Origin of the sequence: Xanthomonas sp. 3307 (assembly GCF_014199735.1) — a bacterium.
Taxonomy (GTDB): domain Bacteria; phylum Pseudomonadota; class Gammaproteobacteria; order Xanthomonadales; family Xanthomonadaceae; genus Xanthomonas_A; species Xanthomonas_A rydalmerensis.
In genome coordinates, this window is record NZ_JACHOG010000004.1 from 173849 (window position 1) to 192454 (window position 18606).

General features: G+C 62.8%; 9 protein-coding genes and 1 tRNA gene. All 10 read right to left on the reverse strand.

All coding sequences use genetic code 11. The features are described 5' to 3' along the window. Nucleotides 1-175 precede the first annotated feature (175 nt). The 10 genes from GGR64_RS12090 to GGR64_RS12135 all read right to left on the reverse strand — a co-directional run bounded on the left by GGR64_RS12090 (nucleotide 176) and on the right by GGR64_RS12135 (nucleotide 18552). Nucleotides 176-1504: a hypothetical protein gene (locus tag GGR64_RS12090; protein WP_184646088.1), complete on the reverse strand. Its 1329-nt coding sequence runs from the start codon at nucleotides 1502-1504 to the stop codon at nucleotides 176-178. A 666-nt stretch (nucleotides 1505-2170) separates the two neighbouring features. Beyond that, nucleotides 2171-3019 carry a hypothetical protein gene (locus GGR64_RS12095; protein ID WP_184646090.1) on the reverse strand — a complete coding sequence of 283 codons (849 nt, stop codon included), beginning with the start codon at nucleotides 3017-3019 and terminating at the stop codon, nucleotides 2171-2173. Next, nucleotides 3016-3966: a hypothetical protein gene (locus GGR64_RS12100; protein ID WP_184646091.1), complete on the reverse strand. Its 951-nt coding sequence runs from the start codon at nucleotides 3964-3966 to the stop codon at nucleotides 3016-3018. The genes GGR64_RS12095 and GGR64_RS12100 overlap by 4 nt, the downstream gene beginning before the upstream one ends. Continuing rightward, a complete protein-coding gene (locus GGR64_RS12105; protein WP_184646093.1) occupies nucleotides 3963-5057 on the reverse strand; it encodes a GTPase-associated system all-helical protein GASH in 1095 nt (364 codons plus the stop codon). Before GGR64_RS12105 ends, GGR64_RS12100 begins: the two co-directional genes overlap by 4 nt. Before the next feature lie 13 nt (nucleotides 5058-5070). Beyond that, entirely contained in the window at nucleotides 5071-6387 is a 1317-nt protein-coding gene (locus GGR64_RS12110) for a metallophosphoesterase (protein WP_184646095.1), read from the reverse strand. 112 nt (nucleotides 6388-6499) lie between these two features. Then, nucleotides 6500-6572: transfer RNA gene (locus GGR64_RS12115), tRNA-Ile, on the reverse strand. A gap of 363 nt (nucleotides 6573-6935) precedes the next feature. Further along, entirely contained in the window at nucleotides 6936-9119 is a 2184-nt protein-coding gene (gene glgB, locus GGR64_RS12120; protein WP_184646097.1) for a 1,4-alpha-glucan branching protein GlgB, read from the reverse strand. Next, nucleotides 9116-12469 carry a maltose alpha-D-glucosyltransferase gene (gene treS / locus GGR64_RS12125; protein WP_184646099.1) on the reverse strand — a complete coding sequence of 1118 codons (3354 nt, stop codon included), beginning with the start codon at nucleotides 12467-12469 and terminating at the stop codon, nucleotides 9116-9118. Before treS ends, glgB begins: the two co-directional genes overlap by 4 nt. Continuing rightward, entirely contained in the window at nucleotides 12466-15567 is a 3102-nt protein-coding gene (locus GGR64_RS12130; protein ID WP_260303014.1) for a maltotransferase domain-containing protein, read from the reverse strand. Before GGR64_RS12130 ends, treS begins: the two co-directional genes overlap by 4 nt. Nucleotides 15568-16200: 633 nt before the next feature. After that, nucleotides 16201-18552, reverse strand: coding sequence for a GH92 family glycosyl hydrolase (locus GGR64_RS12135; RefSeq protein ID WP_184646103.1), 2352 nt, complete (start codon nucleotides 18550-18552; stop codon nucleotides 16201-16203). Nucleotides 18553-18606 lie beyond the last annotated feature (54 nt).

An 18606-nucleotide genomic window follows, 5' to 3' on the forward strand; every position in this document is an offset into this window, starting at 1 on the left:
ATTTGAGTGGGAGTCGCCAAGTGATTTCGGGAGACCAAACCCGGCTGCGGGCTTTGCCGCAGCAAGCAGATAATTGCTCGGCCAAAATAAAATGTCAACAGATAAATCATAATGCCAGTAGACATTTGCAAAACATCTTGCCGGTCCTGGTTAAGTAAAACTGGCTCGATACTGATCAGTACCTCTCCAGTTTCCGGAGATAAGATTTTCCTTTTTTTGTTTCCGCTGCGATCTCGCGGAGTTCAAGGCACAACCGTCTATCGCTAGACAATCCAGAAAAAGCCTTGACTGATAGTCTATTTTCGACAAATCTAGATACGACTGCCAAGCGAAGCCTATAGCACAGATCCCACTGCCTCCACCAATGCACCCAGGGTAGTAATGCAGACAAATTCTCGAACGCTTTGGTAGGAAGTGCGCTGCGCTCCATATCAGAATGAACAGTCTCGAACGAAATCAAGAAAAGTGGTTCGCAGCCCGGGCTTGGTTGCGAGAGCGCAATCGCCATGAGAAGTGACATGAGTGAACTGCGAGAAATTTCTGGAAATCCATCGGAAATATTCTCTACAGCATGCGCCCAGGCGTGTGATCCAGCGGCGATTGCATAACTCAAATCATAGTCGAGCACAAACGCGTAAGCGCTAATTTCATGGCCGGTTCGCACCATGGATAGAACGTCGACGACTGCCATATCCTTAACGACGGAAATCCAAGATTCACCGATTTCGAGAGCTTTCGCAGAAGAACTCGATGCAATTAGATTAAGTACAGAATGAACCACCAAGGCAGGGAACTTAGAGCTGAGTACTAGCGCAGCTTCTGGCAGTTCAATGGAAAGCAGTTGGGGAATTACGCGCGCGGCCAGCTCCGGAGCATTTATGCGAGCTATGGCATCGCTCAGATCTTTAATACTAAGCGCAGATACGTTGCTACTATCGAGAAGCTCGGGGCGCCTTGACAAGAGCGCGGCGCGCGTTAAAGGCGCATTGCTCGTAACCTGAGAGAAATTCTCAGCATCAATCAGAGAACTCAAAGTCTCTAGCAGTCTCTCACCAATCGTAGCTTCATTGGAGACTGCAGCTTCGACGAGGCTGACAACGAACGACGATTTGCTTGGCCATACCGCGGCGATGGCATCGAAAACATCTTTTTCGGGTGCAGGGAATGCCGTACTTTCGACTTTGCGCGAAAAAAAATCAACCACAGTGATTGGATCTGCTTCCGTGACAAGGGAGTCGAATGGGCGGCGCGAGATTAAGTCAGTCTTTAGGACTTTTCCGTCTGCAGGATCTGGTAGCACTTGGCCAGCCCGTGACAAGACCTCAAGGTCCGCAGGGCGTCTGGTTTCATTGTATATTTCGGCTAGGAATTGGTAGCGCTGCCTACCACGGCGCTGGTCATTACCATAACGCCATAGGAAATCTCTAAATCGACCATCGGATGAGCTAAGATCGCGTAAAGCGGTCCACTCCCACTCCTTGATTGACTCATCGTCAAGCAGCAAGCGACCTTCCGTCTCGCTTGAGAATTGCCGAGTTAGCTGAAGGTCGAATTTGCTCTTCCCCGAGATGGAAGAGCGCGCAGGGAGTGCCTCAGAAACACGAGCAGTCCTAAAGGAAAAGCTGCGCCTCAATCTAGGCCACTGCTGGGACCATATAGAAAATATTGCGTCATCAATTCCCTCCGCCCCTGAACCGAGAACACCTCTAGAATCAGACGCATAAAGTGCTCTTAGTACGCGAAGTAATTGACCCTGAGAGGCCCGCTCACTCGACCAGTTGGTAGCATCCCAAAATATGGCACTAGAGTAGGAGCTGGGCGTCAATCCAACATCGGGGCGAGCGAAGAGTTTCCTTAGAGCGCCGAGATCATTAATGCGAGCAATGTCTGCGAAGCTAATCAGCAACGTGTGCGACCATACGCAGCCAGGACGCGGCATCTCTGGAGCTGGCCAAGTGCACATAAGCGCGTAGAGGCGTACAGCGGGTAGAGAAACCCCAGTCCAATAAGGCATGAATCCGCTGTGAGGAAGGCCCTGCACCAAATCGCTGTGCAGCAGCAGTGTGGACACTGCCTCTTGAGGTAGTTCCACAGAAGACGCAAGAAGGCGATGTCCTCCATCGTAGCCGAATAGGCACTGCGCCAATTCAATAGTGCTAGCGCGTGGCACTCAATTCTCCTCGCTCATCCAAATGATGGGCGCGGTCAAATCATGCTTAGTGCCTTCAGGACCCAAACAAAGTACGCGCCGGCTTGGAACCTCGACTTTTATTAAATCTCCCAAATTTCCCGCAAGATCACCACCTTGCGCAGATACACCATATATCCGCACCTCAAAGCTTTCTGAATTGTTTAATAGGAACTGATTCAATAGAGGTAGCTCACGCGCCAACCATGTTTCGGGCGTGATCCCTCCATCGATCAGGTCCCAGGCTGATACACAAACCGCCAACTTCCTTTGGCGACGCTGAAAAGGACGATGTTGTAGGAACTGTAGCAGGTCAACTAAGCGAACTTGAACTGGAACATCCTTATGACTCCATGCTGTGGCCGCAACTGCGTTGACATTAATATCAATTGCCGCATCCGCAACGAGTTCAGGGCCCAAATCTAAAAGCGTGACGCCATCTTGTTGTTTATCAGCTGTCACAAACAATAGAATTCCACCTTCCTCACTGAATCCATCGACATAACTGGTGGAACATGTTCGCGCTACGAACTGATCCTCATATGACTCTCCGGAAAGATCGGGAAAGTAAAGTTCGACTGTATTCCCCGTCAGAGTATCTCGCACGTGTATGCTGACTTTTGCATCCGCTCCACGCGAAGTGCGAGGCACCTCTTGAAATCCCCTCCAAGCCGTGGCGATATCATTGAGGTATGAGTGATCACCTACTAGCTTATCAAGAGTAAGGCGGGTAGAAATCTCGCCAGCTTCAAGCTGATGCCATAGCGCTGCGAGAAAGGTAGTCTTTCCGGATCGTGGCAAACCGATAATAGAGTGAAACAAAGCAGTCATTTTACGGCCTTTGTAGGGACACGCAGGACTAATTTGTCGAATTCGGTCCTAAGCAAAGGAAGCGGTGGAGTATTCGCTTGCTCCCTGCTCTGAGGCTTTGGCGTAAGCCAATCTCTCAGGAGCGTGTCAAGGCCAGATGCGGGTGTGGCTTGACCAGAAGGATCTCTTGCCGTCACAGACCAGAAGGTCAACTCCGACACTCGACTTTCAACGTCACGACGTAGCTCACGGGCGAAGCCGTCCAGATGAGACTGAATCGCCGCCGCATCCTTGGAGCCAGAGATTAGGTCCGCCTTCGTTGTCACAACCTGGACAATCGATCTCCTCCCAATCGCGTCGTTATCTAGGAGCGCGCGAATCATCTGCCTGACAGCATGGATTGCGTTCGAACGCTGCATAGGATTAGCGACTCGCTCGCCATCAAGCAACACTACTACTCTACATGCCTGAGGAATCTCGTGAAGTCTTGATACGAGCGTGGTATTAGCCCGCGCGGATTCATACGTTTCGCCCGCTCGATCGGAAAGAAAGATGTCTGTTCTACTAGTCTGATTTTCGTCAACGAGGGCGAGATGGAAGTAGTGAACATCCTCGTCAAGGGAGGTTCGTGCCGTGTCCGGAACTTCCAGCCCGGAGCTGGCTCTAGAGTAATGCGCGCGACGCTCAAACGCTATCAGCGACTTACTTCCTGCAAAACTGAAGCCACCAAAGGCACCACGAAGAAATCTATCGTAGAGTGCACATATGATAGTACTTTTTCCGCTATTTCTCTCGCCCACGATAGCAACAAAGGTCGCTGCCCTTGCCAGTAAAAATTCACTAACCTCCTTTAGGGTAAGTGCTTCACCTGGACAGAGATTGGCCATGGCCAGTTCTGCCACAGGCTTTAAAGTAATCTCTTCATCGTCGTCATTGTAGACGTCAAATTCTTTATCTTCCTGACTCATGTGCGCCTCGCCATTGCACAGAGCAGGCTTCGCTCTCTAAAGGCCTGAACGGCAAGCGAAATTAAATCAACTTCAGCTTCGGGATCTAGATGTACTGACTTTTTGTATAGATGCAGCCAATGTGCATCGCCTTCAGCCCGGAAGTATATGTTGAGAGCTGAAAGCAAAGGAAAAATATCTGGAAATTTATCAATCACCACATCCAGTTCGAGGAGGCTAGCTTTATCAACTTGCAACCCCTCAGCCACACTCTTGAGGTTCGTGGACGACGCCAGATTGATACCGGCATTACTAAGAGTTCTCTGCATCAACGACTGAGCTGCAAAGGGGCCTTCGGCTGTGAGGCTCATATCTGCCATATCTATACCGCACAAAACCGCCGCGAGACCAGGGGAAATTTCGGCAAAAGCCAAATCCAGGACCCGCGAGTAGCCGCCAATATGCCACCACAGGATATCCACCTCTTGTCTTAGATCCAAAATCTGATGTTCCAGCCCCTGAATTACTCGGCGTACCTGACTTGAAAGACCGCGAAGCGAAGTATGGCCCTCCTCGGCCACCTGCTTGATAAGATTTCCAGCCACTGCCCAATCTGGCTGTGCCTGGAGAGCTCCCGATGCCGTCGATGCTACATTGCTCTTGGCGGGAGGCTTGATTGTATCGAGAGCTCCTCGTGCGCGTTTTCGGTCAGCAATCGAAAGATTCCTAAGCGAAATCAAGGCGACTTGAACAACGTCCGTTGTGATATAGGGTTCTCGCGCACCATTAAATGAGCTGGTTAGCACGATTAACGCGGCCTCAGCATTACCGCTCAGAATCAGCGCCCGCAGAATAGCGGCCGCCAAAATAGCAAACTCCCGGGCATTATCAACAGAGGAAAAGGACGGATCTTCCGATCGAAACGCCTCCAAAAACCAATCTACTTGCTTGAGAGATGAAAGGTCGAAGCACATCCGCACAAGGTCCGGAAATTTATCTGGATCGACATTATCCACCAACGACTCAAAGACCTTAAGACGACGCTCAAATATTTCTGGCAAAACAATGATTCCAGCAGCTTTGTAGTGATCAGCCAAATCAAAGTTACTCATACCTTCCTCCCTTTCAAGCCGACCTCGATCGATCATCGCGCTGAATATCTGCAACCATCCTTGCAAGATTCTCTAGCTTGCCCCTTTCTTTAGCGCGAACAAGGACTCGACGAAACCGCTCAAAATCCGGAAGATTCGCGTCTTGCTCCTCAAAAAGATCTAAGCCACCTGCGATTGCGGACTTTTGACTAAATGTAAGCTTTAGAAAGTTAACGCTCACTTCTCTAATACTATCCATTTCGCCAAAACCTTCGAGTATGCTCGCTGCGTCAGACGCCGACTTGCCGTCACGAATACAAACAGACGTCGAGCCGGTCGGCTCTACAACCTTCGCCACCAGAGGACTCCATGCTTCTAGGGCGATCGACTGCTTAAAAACCGGAGACTGGCCTCTATCAAGCTTCGACCGAAAAAGCCCAGGCCGTTCTTGCCAAACCCGAACAGTGACTTCAATCTTCAAGGATCTATCCAAACCACTTCCGTGGATACTCAGGTCAATCAGGTTGTAGCCTGGCTCCCATCCCTGCTCAGCACGATCAGGATGAGCCGCGCTTGCCGCTATACGGACGCAGTCCCGAAGGACCTCTATTCGATTGGTATGCTCGTGACCAAAGAGCTGGATCTTCGCAATGTCCTGGAGGTTGTCCATCAACTTTGCTCCGTTTCGAAGCCATCGAAATGGATGATGACAAAGCGTCAGGTACTCCACACCCGGCACTCGCTCAAGTTGAAAGCAGGCCGGATCAACAAAAAGATCACCTTCTTTATCTGCTGAACTGGAAACAAACGCAGAATTAAATCCGCACAGTCTCAGTACCGACCCGTCCTCGAACTGCAAGTCCCGCTTTGCGATTGTCCGCTCGGGGGGAAGCAGGTCGCATAAAAAGCGGCCAGCGAACTGATTATATGTCTCAATTGATTCATAAAGAAGACGAGCTTGCTCTCCGTCAGTCAAGATACCGCGCAGGTGAGCATCGAGTCCGATTTGCTCTTGCCCTTTAATATCTCGATGAATTAACTGAACAAGGTTGCGAGCAGCGACTTTTCTGACGACGTCATGATTGCCGGGGATCACGAAGATCGATGACTCCGGAACATCGCATTGAGAGCAGAGAATCTCCAACCATTTCGCCGCGTAGTCGTATTCCTCGCGAGCACCCGCAAATGCAATGTCACCTGACACAAGAATTGCGTCCGGCTTCTTGCCAAGCCTCATACACTCATTGGCGGCATCCCGAAGTAGCTCATTCCGCAGGCTCGCATTCGGATCCATGGCTGTATCTACCTCGCCATGACGGAAATGAATGTCAGAGAGATGCAAAAGCAACATGTTGGCCCCCGTCCCTGATGGATGTCCCGCCTATTGTATGATAGCTCCGAGCCTGATCCACAGGCAGACAAATTATGTCTGCGATAAAAGCCGCCGAGGGGCTTCAACGTAGTGGGCCCACCAGGATTCGAACCTGGAACCAAAGGATTATGAGTCCTCTGCTCTAACCGTTGAGCTATAGGCCCGGACGCGTCCGGAGCGGGCGGGCGATGCGTCGGCCGCCGGCTTGGCGCCTCTGGCGTGCATGCAGAGGAAGGCGCCGAGGCGGGCGTGAGTTTAGCGTCCAGGGTGGTGCCGTGTCTTCTTGGGCTGTCGGTGCGTGTGCAACCGCCGGCTCGCATGCGTGCTGGTACCCAACCCAGGGCAAGGCAGGGCTGCGCCTGATTGGGACACCCCCCCGGCAATCCGCAATGGAAGAGCGTCAGCTCTGATGGTGAGCCGGGAAAGCCCGTCGGGACTGAAGTCCCTCCCACAACAGCCTGCTTTTTCCACAACAGCGCAGCATCGACGGCCGATGCGACGCCGCTAGCCGCTCAACCACCCTCCCCTCAATCCTCCGAGCCCAACACCAGCACCCCCAGCGGCGGGATGGTCAGCACCAGCGAGGCCGGATGCCCATGCGCCCCGACGTTCTCGTTGCGCACGCTGCCGCCGTTGCCGGTGTTGCTGCCGCCGTAGATCTCGCTGTCGGAGTTCAGCAGTTCGCGCCAGCGGCCGGCGCGGGGCACACCGATGCGGTAGCCGTGGTGCACCTGCGGGGTGAGGTTGGCCACCACCAGCAGCGGGGTGTCGCCGCTGCGGGCCTTGCGCAGGTAAGCGAACAGGCTGTTGCCGGCGTCGTCGCCGATGACCCAGGCGAAGCCTTCGGGTTCGTCGTCGCGGGCGTGCAGCGCGGGGTGTTCGGCGTAGAGGCGGTTGAGGTCGCGCACCAGGCGCTGGATGCCGCGGTGATTCGGCTGGTCGAGCAGGTGCCAGGGCAGCGCGGCGTCGTGGTTCCACTCGGTGGGCTGGGCGATTTCGCAACCCATGAACAGCAGTTTGCGCCCGGGGTGGGTGTACATGTAGCCGAGGTAGGCGCGCAGGTTGGCGAAGCGCTGCCAGTCGTCGCCGGGCATGCGGCCAAGCAGGGAGCGTTTGCCGTGCACCACTTCGTCGTGGGAGATGGGCAGCATGAAGCGCTCGGAATACGCGTAGACCATGCTGAAGGTCATCTCGCCGTGGTGGTAGCGGCGGTAGATCGGATCCAGTTCGATGTAGTGCAGGCTGTCGTGCATCCAGCCCATGTTCCACTTGTAGTTGAAACCCAAGCCGCCGTGGGCAAGGTCGGCGGTGACGCCCGGCCAGGCGGTGGATTCTTCGGCGATGGTCATGGCGCCGGGCGCTTGGTCGGCCACCACTTGGTTGAGCCGGCGCAGGAAGGCGATGGTCTCGTAGTTCTCGCGGCCGCCATGGATGTTGGGCACCCACTCGCCGGCGTTGCGGCTGTAGTCGCGGTAGAGCATGGAGGCGACGGCGTCCACGCGCAGGCCGTCGACGTGGTAGCGCTGCAGGAATTCCAGCGCGCTGGCGATCAGGAAGCCGGACACTTCGCGACGGCCGTGGTTGTAGATGAGGGTGTTCCAGTCGCGGTGGAAGCCTTCGCGCGGGTCGGCGTGTTCGTACAACGCGGTGCCGTCGAAATGGGCCAGGCCATGCGCATCGGTGGGGAAATGCGCCGGCACCCAGTCGACGATGACGCCGATGTCCTCGCGGTGGCAGCGATCGACGAAGCGGGCGAAGCCTTCCGGGCTGCCGAAGCGCGCGGTGGGCGCGAACAGGCCCAGCGGCTGGTAGCCCCAGGAGCCGCCGAATGGGTGCTCGGTGACCGGCAGCAGTTCGATGTGGGTGAAGCCCATGTCGGCCACGTAGGGAATCAGCCGTTCGGCCAGCGCGTCCCAGTCGAGCAGGCTGCCATCTTCGGCGTGCATCCACGAGCCGGCATGCACTTCGTACACGCTGATCGGGGCCTGCGGGGCGTGGCGGCGCGCGCGCGTGGCCATCCAGGCGTCGTCGCGCCACTGGAACGGCGCCGGGTCGGCGACGATGGAGGCGGTGCCGGGCGCCAGTTCGGCCTGGCGCGCGACCGGGTCGGCCTTGGGCGGCAGCTCTTCGCCGCGCGGGCCGCGCAGGGCGAACTTGTAGCGCGCGCCGGGACCGACGCCAGGCACGAACAGTTCCCACACGCCGGCCTGGTGACGCAGGCGCATCGGGTGGCGGCGCGCGTCCCAGCTGTTGAAGTCGCCGATCACCGCCACGCGCGAGGCATTGGGTGCCCACACCGCGAAGCGGGTGCCCTGCTCGCCGTCGACCTCGACCACATTGGCGCCCAGCGCATCGGCCAGGCGCAGGTGATGGCCTTCGCCGATCAGGTGCAGGTCGAAATCGCTGAGCTGCGGGCCGAACGCATACGCGTCGGCGGTGTCCTGCTCGCCGCCGGGCCAACGGATGCGCAGGCGGTAGCGGCCCTCGTGCGGCAGCTCGGCATGGAAGAAGCCCTCCGGTCCTTGCTGCAGCGGCACTTCGCTGCCGTCCTCCAGCACCGCGACCACCGCATCGGCACCCGGCTGGTAACTGCGCAGCACCCGCGCATTGCCGAGGCGATGCACGCCCAGCACGGCGAACGGGTCGCCGTGACGGGCAGTGGCGAAGGCGCGTTGCGTCGCGTCGTCCCAGACGTGGACGGCATCACTCATCGAATCGACTCCTGGGGCGCGGGAAAGCGGTCGAGTATGCGCAACAATCCCTGTATGGGCACCATGATCCATGCCGGGCGGTTGGCGGCCTCGTAGCGAATTTCATAGCAGGCCTTCTCGATCAGGAAGAGCAAGGTGGTGGCCTCGAACGCGGCCGGCGCCACCCACGGGTGCGGGCTGGCGTCGAGCACGCCGCGGTAGGCGGCGAGGAACGCAGCGCTGGCGCGACTGCGGAAGGCGGCCAGGAATGCTTCCTGCGCGGTGTCCAGGCCGGCACCCACGCGTGCGGCGGTGCCTTCCTCGCCGCGGGCGGAGACTTCGCTGGCGTAGTCGAGCGAGCGCAGGAAACCGGCGACGTCGTGCAGCGGGCTGGCCTTGGCGCGGCGTTCGTCCAGCGACTTGGCCGGCTCGCCTTCGAAGTCGATCAGTACCACGTCGTCGAAGGCGACCAGGATCTGGCCGAGATGGAAATCGCCGTGCACGCGGGTCAGCAGCGCGCCGGACAACAGCGACGGCGCCTGCTGCAGCCAGGCGTCCAGGCGCGCGCGCTCGGCCAGCAGGCTGTCGACTGCGGCGTGTTCGGCCGGATCGTCGTTGGCCTCGCGATGCGCCAGCAGCGTGTCCCACATTGCCTGCACCTCATGCACCACGCCGTCCACCACCTGCTGCGCGGCGGCCGCGTCCACCGGTTGCGGCACGAACGCGGGCGCGTCGGTGGGCTGCGCCAGCAAGGCATGCAGTTCCGCCAGGCGCCGCCCGACGATCGCCGCAAAGGCGTCGTAGCTCGCCACGATTTCCAGCCGCGCGGCATCGTCCTGCGCGGCATCGTATTCCTCGGCGCTGCGCGACAGGTGATCCAGGGTCCAGCGCCAGGCATCGCCCTGGTTGCGCACGAATCCCTGCAGCAGGGCCAGCGTGGTCTCGCTGCCGTCGGTCTCGACGCGGGCCACATGGCCCAGCAGCGGCGCGGCGTTGGCGTAGCCGAGCGCAGTGAGGCGTTCGCCGATCTCGATCTCCGGGTTGATGCCGGCCGACACGCGCCGCAGGAGCTTGAACACCGCCGCGTCGCCGACGATCAGCGAGCTGTTGCTCTGCTCGGCCGATAGCCAGCGGATCTCCGGGTCGTTCGGAATGTCCACGCGCTGCAGCGCCGGCGTCGGACAGAAGCGGATGCGCTCGGCGCCCGAGGCATTGCCGGCCTCGCCGTCCACGCGCAGTTCCGCGCGGTCGCGCAGCGCGGCGAGCATGCTCAGGGTGAAGGGTTTCAGCGCGAAGGCGTCAGTGAGGTAGCCGACCTCACGGCCATGGCGCACGCGCGCCAGCGCCAGCTGCTCGGCCAGCACGCTCGGCTGCTCGCGCTCCCACACGATGCCCAGCGGCAGGATGTAGTGCTCGTACGCGCCGTCGTCCAGTTCCGCCTCGATTTCCAGCAGGGTCAGGCCGTCGCCGCCGGACAGTGGCGTGCGCCGCGCAATGCGCACGCTGCGCAGGGCGCGATCCTTGGCCGCGAACCAGCGCCGGGTGGACAGCCACGCCGGCAGGATGTCGCGCTCCAGCGTCGGCAGATGCGGCTGCAGGCCGGCACTGTCGACCGTGCTGCGCAGCACCAGGGTCTGGTAGTCGGGCAGCGGCACCGGCGCCGGCACGTGCCAGTCCGGCAGGGTGGCATTGCCGACCAGTTGGAAGGCGTAGAAGCCGAACGCCGGCACAGTGAGCAGATAGGTCAGGCGCCCGATCGGCGGGAAGCTGCCGCCGCCGAGGATGTCCACCGGCACCCGACCCTCGAATTCGGACAGATCCAGCTCCACCGCCTGCAGCGTGTGCGAGAGGTTGGCCACGCACAGCACGGTCTCGTCCTCGTGGCAGCGCAGGTAAGCGAGCATGCGGCGGTTGCCGGGATACAGGAAGCGCAGCGCGCCGCGGCCGAAGGCGCGGTAGCGCTTGCGCACCGACAGGATGCGCCGGGTCCAGGTCAGCAGCGAGTACTGGTCGCGTTGCTGCGCCTCCACGTTCACCGCCTGGAAGCCGTACAGCGGGTCCATGATCGGCGGCAGTACCAGCGCGGCGGGATCGGCGCGCGAGAAACCGCCATTGCGGTCGATCGACCATTGCATCGGCGTACGCACGCCGTCGCGGTCGCCGAGATGGATGTTGTCGCCCATGCCGATCTCGTCGCCGTAGTACAGCACCGGCGTGCCGGGCATGGTCAGCAGCAGCGAGGTCATCAGCTCGATGCGGCGGCGGTCGCGCTCCAGCAGCGGCGCCAGGCGCCGGCGGATGCCGAGGTTGATGCGCGCGCGGCGGTCGGCGGCGTAGGTCTGCCACAGGTAGTCGCGCTCGGAGTCGGTGACCATCTCCAGGGTCAGCTCGTCGTGGTTGCGCAGGAAGATCGCCCACTGGCAGCTCTCCGGGATCTCCGGGGTCTGGCGCATGATGTCGGTGATCGGAAAGCGGTCCTCGCGCGCGATCGCCATGTACATGCGCGGCATCAGCGGAAAGTGGAACGCCATATGGCATTCGTCGGCGTTCTCGCCGAAGTACTGCTGGGTGTCCTCCGGCCACATGTTGGCCTCGGCCAGCAGCATGCGGTCCGGGTATTCGGCATCGAGCGTGGCGCGGATGCGGCGCAGGATGGCGTGGGTCTCGGGCAGGTTCTCGTTGGAGGTGCCGTCGCGCTCGATCAGGTACGGCACCGCGTCCAGACGCAGCCCGTCCACGCCCAGGTCCAGCCAGAAGCGCATCACTTCCAGCACCGCCTCCAGCACCGCCGGGTTGTCGAAGTTCAGGTCCGGCTGATGCGAGTAGAAGCGGTGCCAGAAGTATTGGCCAGCCTCCGGGTCCCAGGTCCAGTTGGACTTTTCGGTATCGCAGAAGATGATGCGGGTGCCGGCGTAGTCCTGGTCGCTGTCGGACCACACGTAGAACGCGCGCTCCGGCGAGCCGGCCGGTGCCATGCGCGCACGCTGGAACCAGGGGTGCTGGTCGGAGGTGTGGTTGATCACCAGTTCGGTGACGATGCGGATGCCGCGCGCGTGCGCCTGCTCCACGAAGCGCTGGAAGTCGGCGATGCTGCCGTAGTCCGGATGCACCGCCATGTACTCGGCGATGTCGTAGCCATCGTCGCGGCGCGGACTGGGATAGAACGGCAGCAGCCAGATCGTGTCCACGCCCAGGTCGGCGATGTAGTCGAGCTTGGAGATCAACCCGGGGAAGTCGCCGATGCCGTCGTCGTTGGAGTCGAAGAACGACTTGACGTGCACCTGGTAGATGATCGCGTCCTTGTACCAGCGCGCATCGCCGGCCGGTGCGCGCGGCTCGAGTTGGGGGGACGACGGCGCGGCGACATTCATGCAGAAACTCCGGCGCGGATGCGCCACAAGGCGAACGGCCGCGACGGATCGAGGCGGATGTGTTGGGTCTTGCCGTGCCAGGTGAAATCATGGCCGTCCCACAGATCGCGCACGGCGACGCTGGCGTGGTCGGGCAGGCCCAGTTCCCACAGCGGCACTTCGATCTGCGCGTTCTGCGGCGCGTACGGGTCCAGGCTCACCGCCACCAGCACCAGACTGCGGCCACGCGCCAAATGTGCGGCGTCGAGGAACTTGCCGAAGTACAGCACCTGGTCGTTGTGGGCGGTGTAAAAACGCGTGCCCAGGTGCGACTGCAGTTCCGGATGCTGGCGGCGCAGCAGGTTGAGGCGGGTGATCTCGTCGACGATGTCGCCCGGCGCGCGCTCGGGCCACACGCGCAACTGGTACTTCTCCGAGTCGAGGTATTCCTCCTTGCCCGGCAGCGGCGTGGCCTCGCACAGCTCGAAGCCTTGATACATGCCCCACAGCCCGGACAGCGTGGTCGCCAGCGAGGCGCGGATCAGATGCCCGCTGCGCCCGCTGTGCTGCAGGAACAACGGATTGATGTCCGGGGTGTTGACGAAGAAGTGCGGGCGGAAGCACTCGCTGGGCACGCCGCTGTTGAGTTCTTCGATGTAGGCCTGCAGCTCAGCCTTGTGCTGGCGCCAGGTGAAGTAGGTGTAGGACTGCGAGAAGCCCACCTTGGCCAGCCGGTACATCGGCTTGGGCCGGGTGAAGGCCTCGGACAGGAACACCACCTCCGGATGGCGCCCGCGCACCTCGGCGATCAGCCATTCCCAGAACGGGAACGGCTTGGTGTGCGGGTTGTCGACGCGGAACAAGGTGACGCCCTCGTTGACCCAGAACAGCACCGCATCGCGCAGCGCGTTCCACAGCGCGGGGACCGCGCCGCTGGCGTAGAAGTCGACGTTGACGATGTCCTGGTACTTCTTGGGCGGGTTCTCCGCGTACGGGATGGAACCGTCGGCGCGCCAGGTGAACCAGTCCGGGTGGTCGCGCAACCAGGGATGGTCCGGCGCGCACTGGATGGCAAAGTCCAGCGCCAATTCCAGGCCGTGCTCGGCCGCGGCCGCGCGCAGGCGGCGAAACCCTTCCAGCCCACCCAGGCCCGGATGCACCTCGGTATGTCCGCCCTCGGCCGAGCCGATCGCGTACGGGCTGCCCGGTTCGCCCGGCTCGGCGCTCACCGCGTTGTTGCGGCCCTTGCGGTTCTTCTCGCCGATGGGATGGATCGGCGGCATGTACAGCACGTCGAAACCCATCGCCTGGATGCGCGGCAGCCGCGCGATCACGTCGTCGAACGTGCCGTGACGCTGCGGATCGCCGCTCTGCGAGCGCGGAAACAGTTCGTACCAACTGGCGAAATGCGCGGCGCGGCGTTCGGCCTCGACCCGGAAGGTCATCGGGTACTCGGTGCGGAACGGCTTGGCATCGGCGCGCGCCATCGCCTCGGCGGTGTCGGGTTCGAGCAGCAGTTGCGCTTTCTCGGCCAGGTCGCTGGTGCGGGCGATGCGCGTGGTGATGGCCTTCAGCCGGGTGGCCAGCGCGCCGCGGCTGCGGCCGCGCGCGGCCTCGACCTGGGCCAGCGCTTCCTGCACGTCAACCGGCAGAAGCGTACCGGCGGCGCGCTTCTTTTCCAGGTCGGCATGGGTGGTGGCGTAGATATCGCGCCAGGCCTCGATGCGGAACTCGTAGCGGCCCAGGCGCTGCAGCGGGAACTCGCCACGCCAGCGGTCGTTGCCGAGCGCGCGCATCGGCGTGCTGGACCAGGTGCGTGCATCGGCGGCGCGCCACAGTAGCGCCACGGCGATGCGATCGTGGCCGTCGCAGAACGCATCGGCCTCCACACAGATCCGGTCGCCGACCGTGCGCTTGACCGGGAACCGGCCGTCGTCCACCGAGGGCGTCACCGACTCGATGCACACCCGCGCCTCGCCGGCGGCAACCTCGGCCGGGGTGCGGGCGCGCGCCGCGGTCAGCACCGGGCGCGCCGGCAGGCTGCGATAGATACGGACTTCGCCCGCTTCCAGGGTGCCGCCCTGCTCGCCCTGGATCGGTTCGCCGTGGTCGCTGAGCAGGCCCTCGCTGTCGCCGAGCAGGCGCAGCAGCGCCGGACCGGGCACCGGCAGCAGGTGATCGCGATCGCTGTTGAGCAGCACCAGCCACGGCGCGGCATCCAGCGGCTCCACCGCCACCGCGGTCAGGGCGCCGTCGCGCAGCAGCGGGCGCAAGCGCAGCGTCGTGTTGGCATCGGGCAGCGGCGCTGCCGGCGTGGACCCGTCGCTCTCGGACAGCGTGTGCTGCGCGTGCCCGGGCTGCGCGTGCTCCGTCAGGATGTCCTGCGCAGCGATCGCCCAGGCGCCGCCGAACGCGGCCGCCAGACGCTGCCGCTGCGCGCGCGGCAGGGGCAGCGCGGAGGCGACAGGCGCGTCGGCATCGACGGTGGCGACCACGCGGCGCGCCAGCGCGCGCAGCGCGCTGTCCTCGTCGAAGAACCAGTCGCCGCGGCCGTCCCACCAGGCCAGCGAGGAGAACGCGGCATCGAAGCCGGCACCGGCCAGGCTGCGCAAGGCGTCCAGGCCCAGCCCAGGCGTCCATGCCAGCAGCCGCGCGTGCGGTGCCTGCGCATGGACCTCGCCGATCAGCGTGCGCCACAGCGCAGCCGGTACGCGCTGCGGCTGCAGCACACGGAAACCGGCCACGCCGCCATGCAGCCAGTCGAGCAGGCGCGTACTCCACCACTTTGCCAAGCCCGCACCCTCCTCGGCGGAGGCGAAGCGGCCCTGGGCGATGTCCGGCGCGGCGCGTTCGGCGCGTGGGTCCGGCAGAGTCGAGCTGCGCGCGCGGAACCAGTGCGGATGTTCCTGCAGCAGACGGCTACCGCCGCCGATCTCGTCGATGCGCAGATCCAGCACGACCTTTAGGCCGTGCTGCTCGGCACGCTGGATCCACTTGCGCAACTGCGCCTGACCTGCCGCGTCGTCGGCCGCCGGATCGTGCAGGCGTCCGTCCGCGTCCTGCGCGAACGGACTGGGGAGGACGATGTGATCGCAGCCCTGCGCCTGCGCCGCCGCCATGGCCGCGTCCAGCACGGCCGCTTCGTGAGAGGGAAAGGGGGACAGCAGGCAGACATGCATTCGGAAGATCCCGTTCGACGAATGAGAAAGGACACGTCGCCTCTGCGCACCGTTGCCGGCAACGCGGATCGCGCCGTCGCATGGCAACGGCACCGGAACGGGATGGGCCTGCACGCTGTCGCGCTCCAGAGATCGCAACGGTGCCGGCGCACCCGGTCCGCGCGATGCGATGCAGCTGCGTCACAAGACCACGAACGCCGCAAATGGAATGTGTGGATGACATTAAATGCGCGTGCATGTGATGCGACGCGCTGTGCCGGGGTGTGGCGGCGCACGCTCCGCGCCGCCACGCACCCCGCTAGATGCAGCAAGAAATTCACGCGATGCTGACGCTCCCGCGTGAGTCGCGCACCGAATCTGCAGCAACGGACGCAGAGGGCTGGGCCATCATCCAAACGCAGATGCGCGCCGGCGCAGCTTCGAAGCACCTTTGAACCTGCTTCCACCACACTCAAGCCGGATGCCGGTGGCCCTGTAGGAGCGGCTTCAGCCGCGACCGAGCTTGACCGGGAACACCTCGTCGCGGCTGAAGCCGCTCCTACAGGACATCTCCCGGAATAGGTGGAGTGCCCTTCATTCGCTCATCGAATAGGCGCGCTCGGCGCCAGCCGCGGCCCAGGCCGTGTTGGGCGTGGCCTGCAGGGTGAAGCGCAGTTCGCCGCCGGCCATGAGTTCCTCGTGGCGCAGGAACGCGCGATTCAGCGGGCGCCCGTTGAGGGTGACGCCGCCGACGTAGGGATGCGCATCGTCCAGGCCGTCGGCGATCACCGTGAAGCGCTTGCCGTTGGGCAGCGCCAGCGTGGCGCGCGGCAGGAACGGGCGGCCGAGGATGTACTGGTTGCTGGCCGGCGCCACCGGGTAGAAGCCCAGCGCGGTGAACACGTACCAGGCCGACATCTGCCCCATGTCGTCGTTGCCGGCCAGGCCGTCCGGACGCGCCGCGTACTGGCTGCGCATGATCTGCTGCAGGCGCGCCTGGGTACGCCACGGCTGCCCGGCGTAGGCATACAGATAGGCGACGTGGTGGCTGGGCTCGTTGCCGTGCGCGTACCAGCCGATCAAGCCGGTGATGTCCTCCATGTGTGCGAACACCTTGGGATCGACCTTGGCGTCGAACACCTGGTCCAGCCGCGCCAGCAACTTGTCGTCGCCGCCATGCGCACGCGCCAGGCCGGCCACGTCCTGCGGCACGTACCAGGAGTACTGCCAGGCGTTGCCTTCAGTGTAGTCGGTGCCGTAGCCGCTGGCATCCGGATCGAACGGGGTGCGGAAGCTGCCGTCGCGCTTGCGCGCGCGCATGAAGCCGGTGCCCGGATCGAAGGCGTTGCGCCAGTTGCCGGCGCGCTTGGCGAAGGTGGCGGCGACCTCGGTGCGGCCCATGTCCTGCGCCATGCGCGCGATGGTCCAGTCGTCGAAGGCGTACTCCAGGGTCTTGGAGGCGGCCTCGCCTTCCTCGTCGATCGGCACATAGCCGAGTTGGCGATACTGGGCGATGCCGTCGTAGGGCCCGTAGTCGGCGCTGGCCACCATGGCCTTGAGCGCGGCATCGGTGTCGTAGCCGCGAATGCCCTTCATGTACGCGTCGGCGATCACCGGCACCGCGTGGTAGCCGATCATGCACCAGGTCTCCAGGCCGTGGAACGCCCACACCGGCAGCACGCCGTAAGGGCTTTCGCGCTGGTGCGCGAGCAGCGAGTTGACGATGTCGTTGGTGCGCTGCGGCGGCTGCACGATGGTCAGCAGCGGGTGCAGCGCACGATAGGTGTCCCACAGCGAGAACGTCGAATAGTGGGTGTAGCCCTGCGCCTGGTGCACGGCGTTGTCCGGCCCGCGGTAGCGGCCGTCGCTGTCCATGAACAGGGTCGGGCCGAGCAGGCTGTGGTACAGCGCGGTGTAGAACTGGGTGCGCTGGGTGGGCGGCGCCTCGACGTCCACCGCGCCCAACGCCTGCGCCCATTGCGCACGCGCGGCGCGACGCACGCCGTCGAAATCCCAGCCCGGCACTTCGGCGTCGAGGTTGGCGATGGCGCTGTCCTCGCTGACCGGCGAGATCGCCACCTTGACCAGCAGCGGCCCGCGCAATGCGTTGCCGAAGTCGAACGACCCCACCAGCTGCCGGCCTTCGATCTGCGCGCGCTGGGTGGGGTCGTTGTCGCCCGGCGGCGGGAAGCCCTTGTAGGGAATGTCCTGCTCGGTGTTGTGGAAGGCGTGGCCGCGCAGCGGCTGCGAGAAGCGCAGGGCGAAGTACAGCTGCCGCCCGGGCGCCCAGCCGCGGGTCTCGCGGAAGCCGGTGACGGTGCCGTCGGCGCGCAGGCGCAGCCGCGACCAGCTGATCTTGCCCGGGTAGTCGTACAGGCTGGTGCGCAGGTCCAGCAGCACGTGCGCCGGCTGGCCGGCCGGATAGGTGTAGCGATGCACGCCGACGCGGGCGCTGGCGGTGAGTTCGGCGCGGACCTTGTAGTCGTCCAGGGTCACCGCGTAGTAGCCCGGCTCGGCGCGCTCGTCATCGTGGCGGAAGCGCGCGCTGTAGCCGCTGCCGGGTGTGTCCGGGTCGCCGCGCTCCAGCCGCACCGCGCCACTGATCGGCATCAGCAGCACGTCGCCCAGGTCGGAGTGGCCGGTGCCGGAGAAATGCGTATGCGAGAAGCCGACCAGGCTGCGGTCGTCGTAGCGGTAGCCTGCCGCCCAGCCGTAGGCGTCCTTGCGCGGCTGGATGCGCGTGTCCGGGCTCAGCTGGACCATGCCGAACGGCACCGTGGCGCCGGGATAGGTGTGGCCCTCGCCGCCGGTGCCGATGAAGGGATCCACCGCCGCCACCGCACGCTCGCCCACCTTGGCGTCAGGTGCCGCGACGGCGGGCGCGGTCGGCCACAGCGCGGCCAGCAGCAGTGCGGCGGCGCCGCCCAGCATCCTCGAGCTGCGCATGGCAGGCTCCCCAGATCGAATCGATCCAAACCGATAGCACAAACCCGCTGCGAT

Bases quoted from the DNA above. Each gene is read 5' to 3' on its own strand.
- GGR64_RS12100 (WP_184646091.1), bottom strand. From the start codon at position 3,966: ATGAGTCAGGAAGATAAAGAATTTGACGTCTACAATGACGACGATGAA.
- GGR64_RS12135 (WP_184646103.1), bottom strand. From the start codon at position 18,552: ATGCGCAGCTCGAGGATGCTGGGCGGCGCCGCCGCACTGCTGCTGGCC.
- GGR64_RS12110 (WP_184646095.1), bottom strand. From the start codon at position 6,387: ATGTTGCTTTTGCATCTCTCTGACATTCATTTCCGTCATGGCGAGGTA.
- treS (WP_184646099.1), bottom strand. From the start codon at position 12,469: ATGAATGTCGCCGCGCCGTCGTCCCCCCAACTCGAGCCGCGCGCACCG.
- glgB (WP_184646097.1), bottom strand. From the start codon at position 9,119: ATGAGTGATGCCGTCCACGTCTGGGACGACGCGACGCAACGCGCCTTC.
- GGR64_RS12130 (WP_260303014.1), bottom strand. From the start codon at position 15,567: ATGGCGGCGGCGCAGGCGCAGGGCTGCGATCACATCGTCCTCCCCAGT.
- GGR64_RS12095 (WP_184646090.1), bottom strand. From the start codon at position 3,019: ATGACTGCTTTGTTTCACTCTATTATCGGTTTGCCACGATCCGGAAAG.
- GGR64_RS12105 (WP_184646093.1), bottom strand. From the start codon at position 5,057: ATGAGTAACTTTGATTTGGCTGATCACTACAAAGCTGCTGGAATCATT.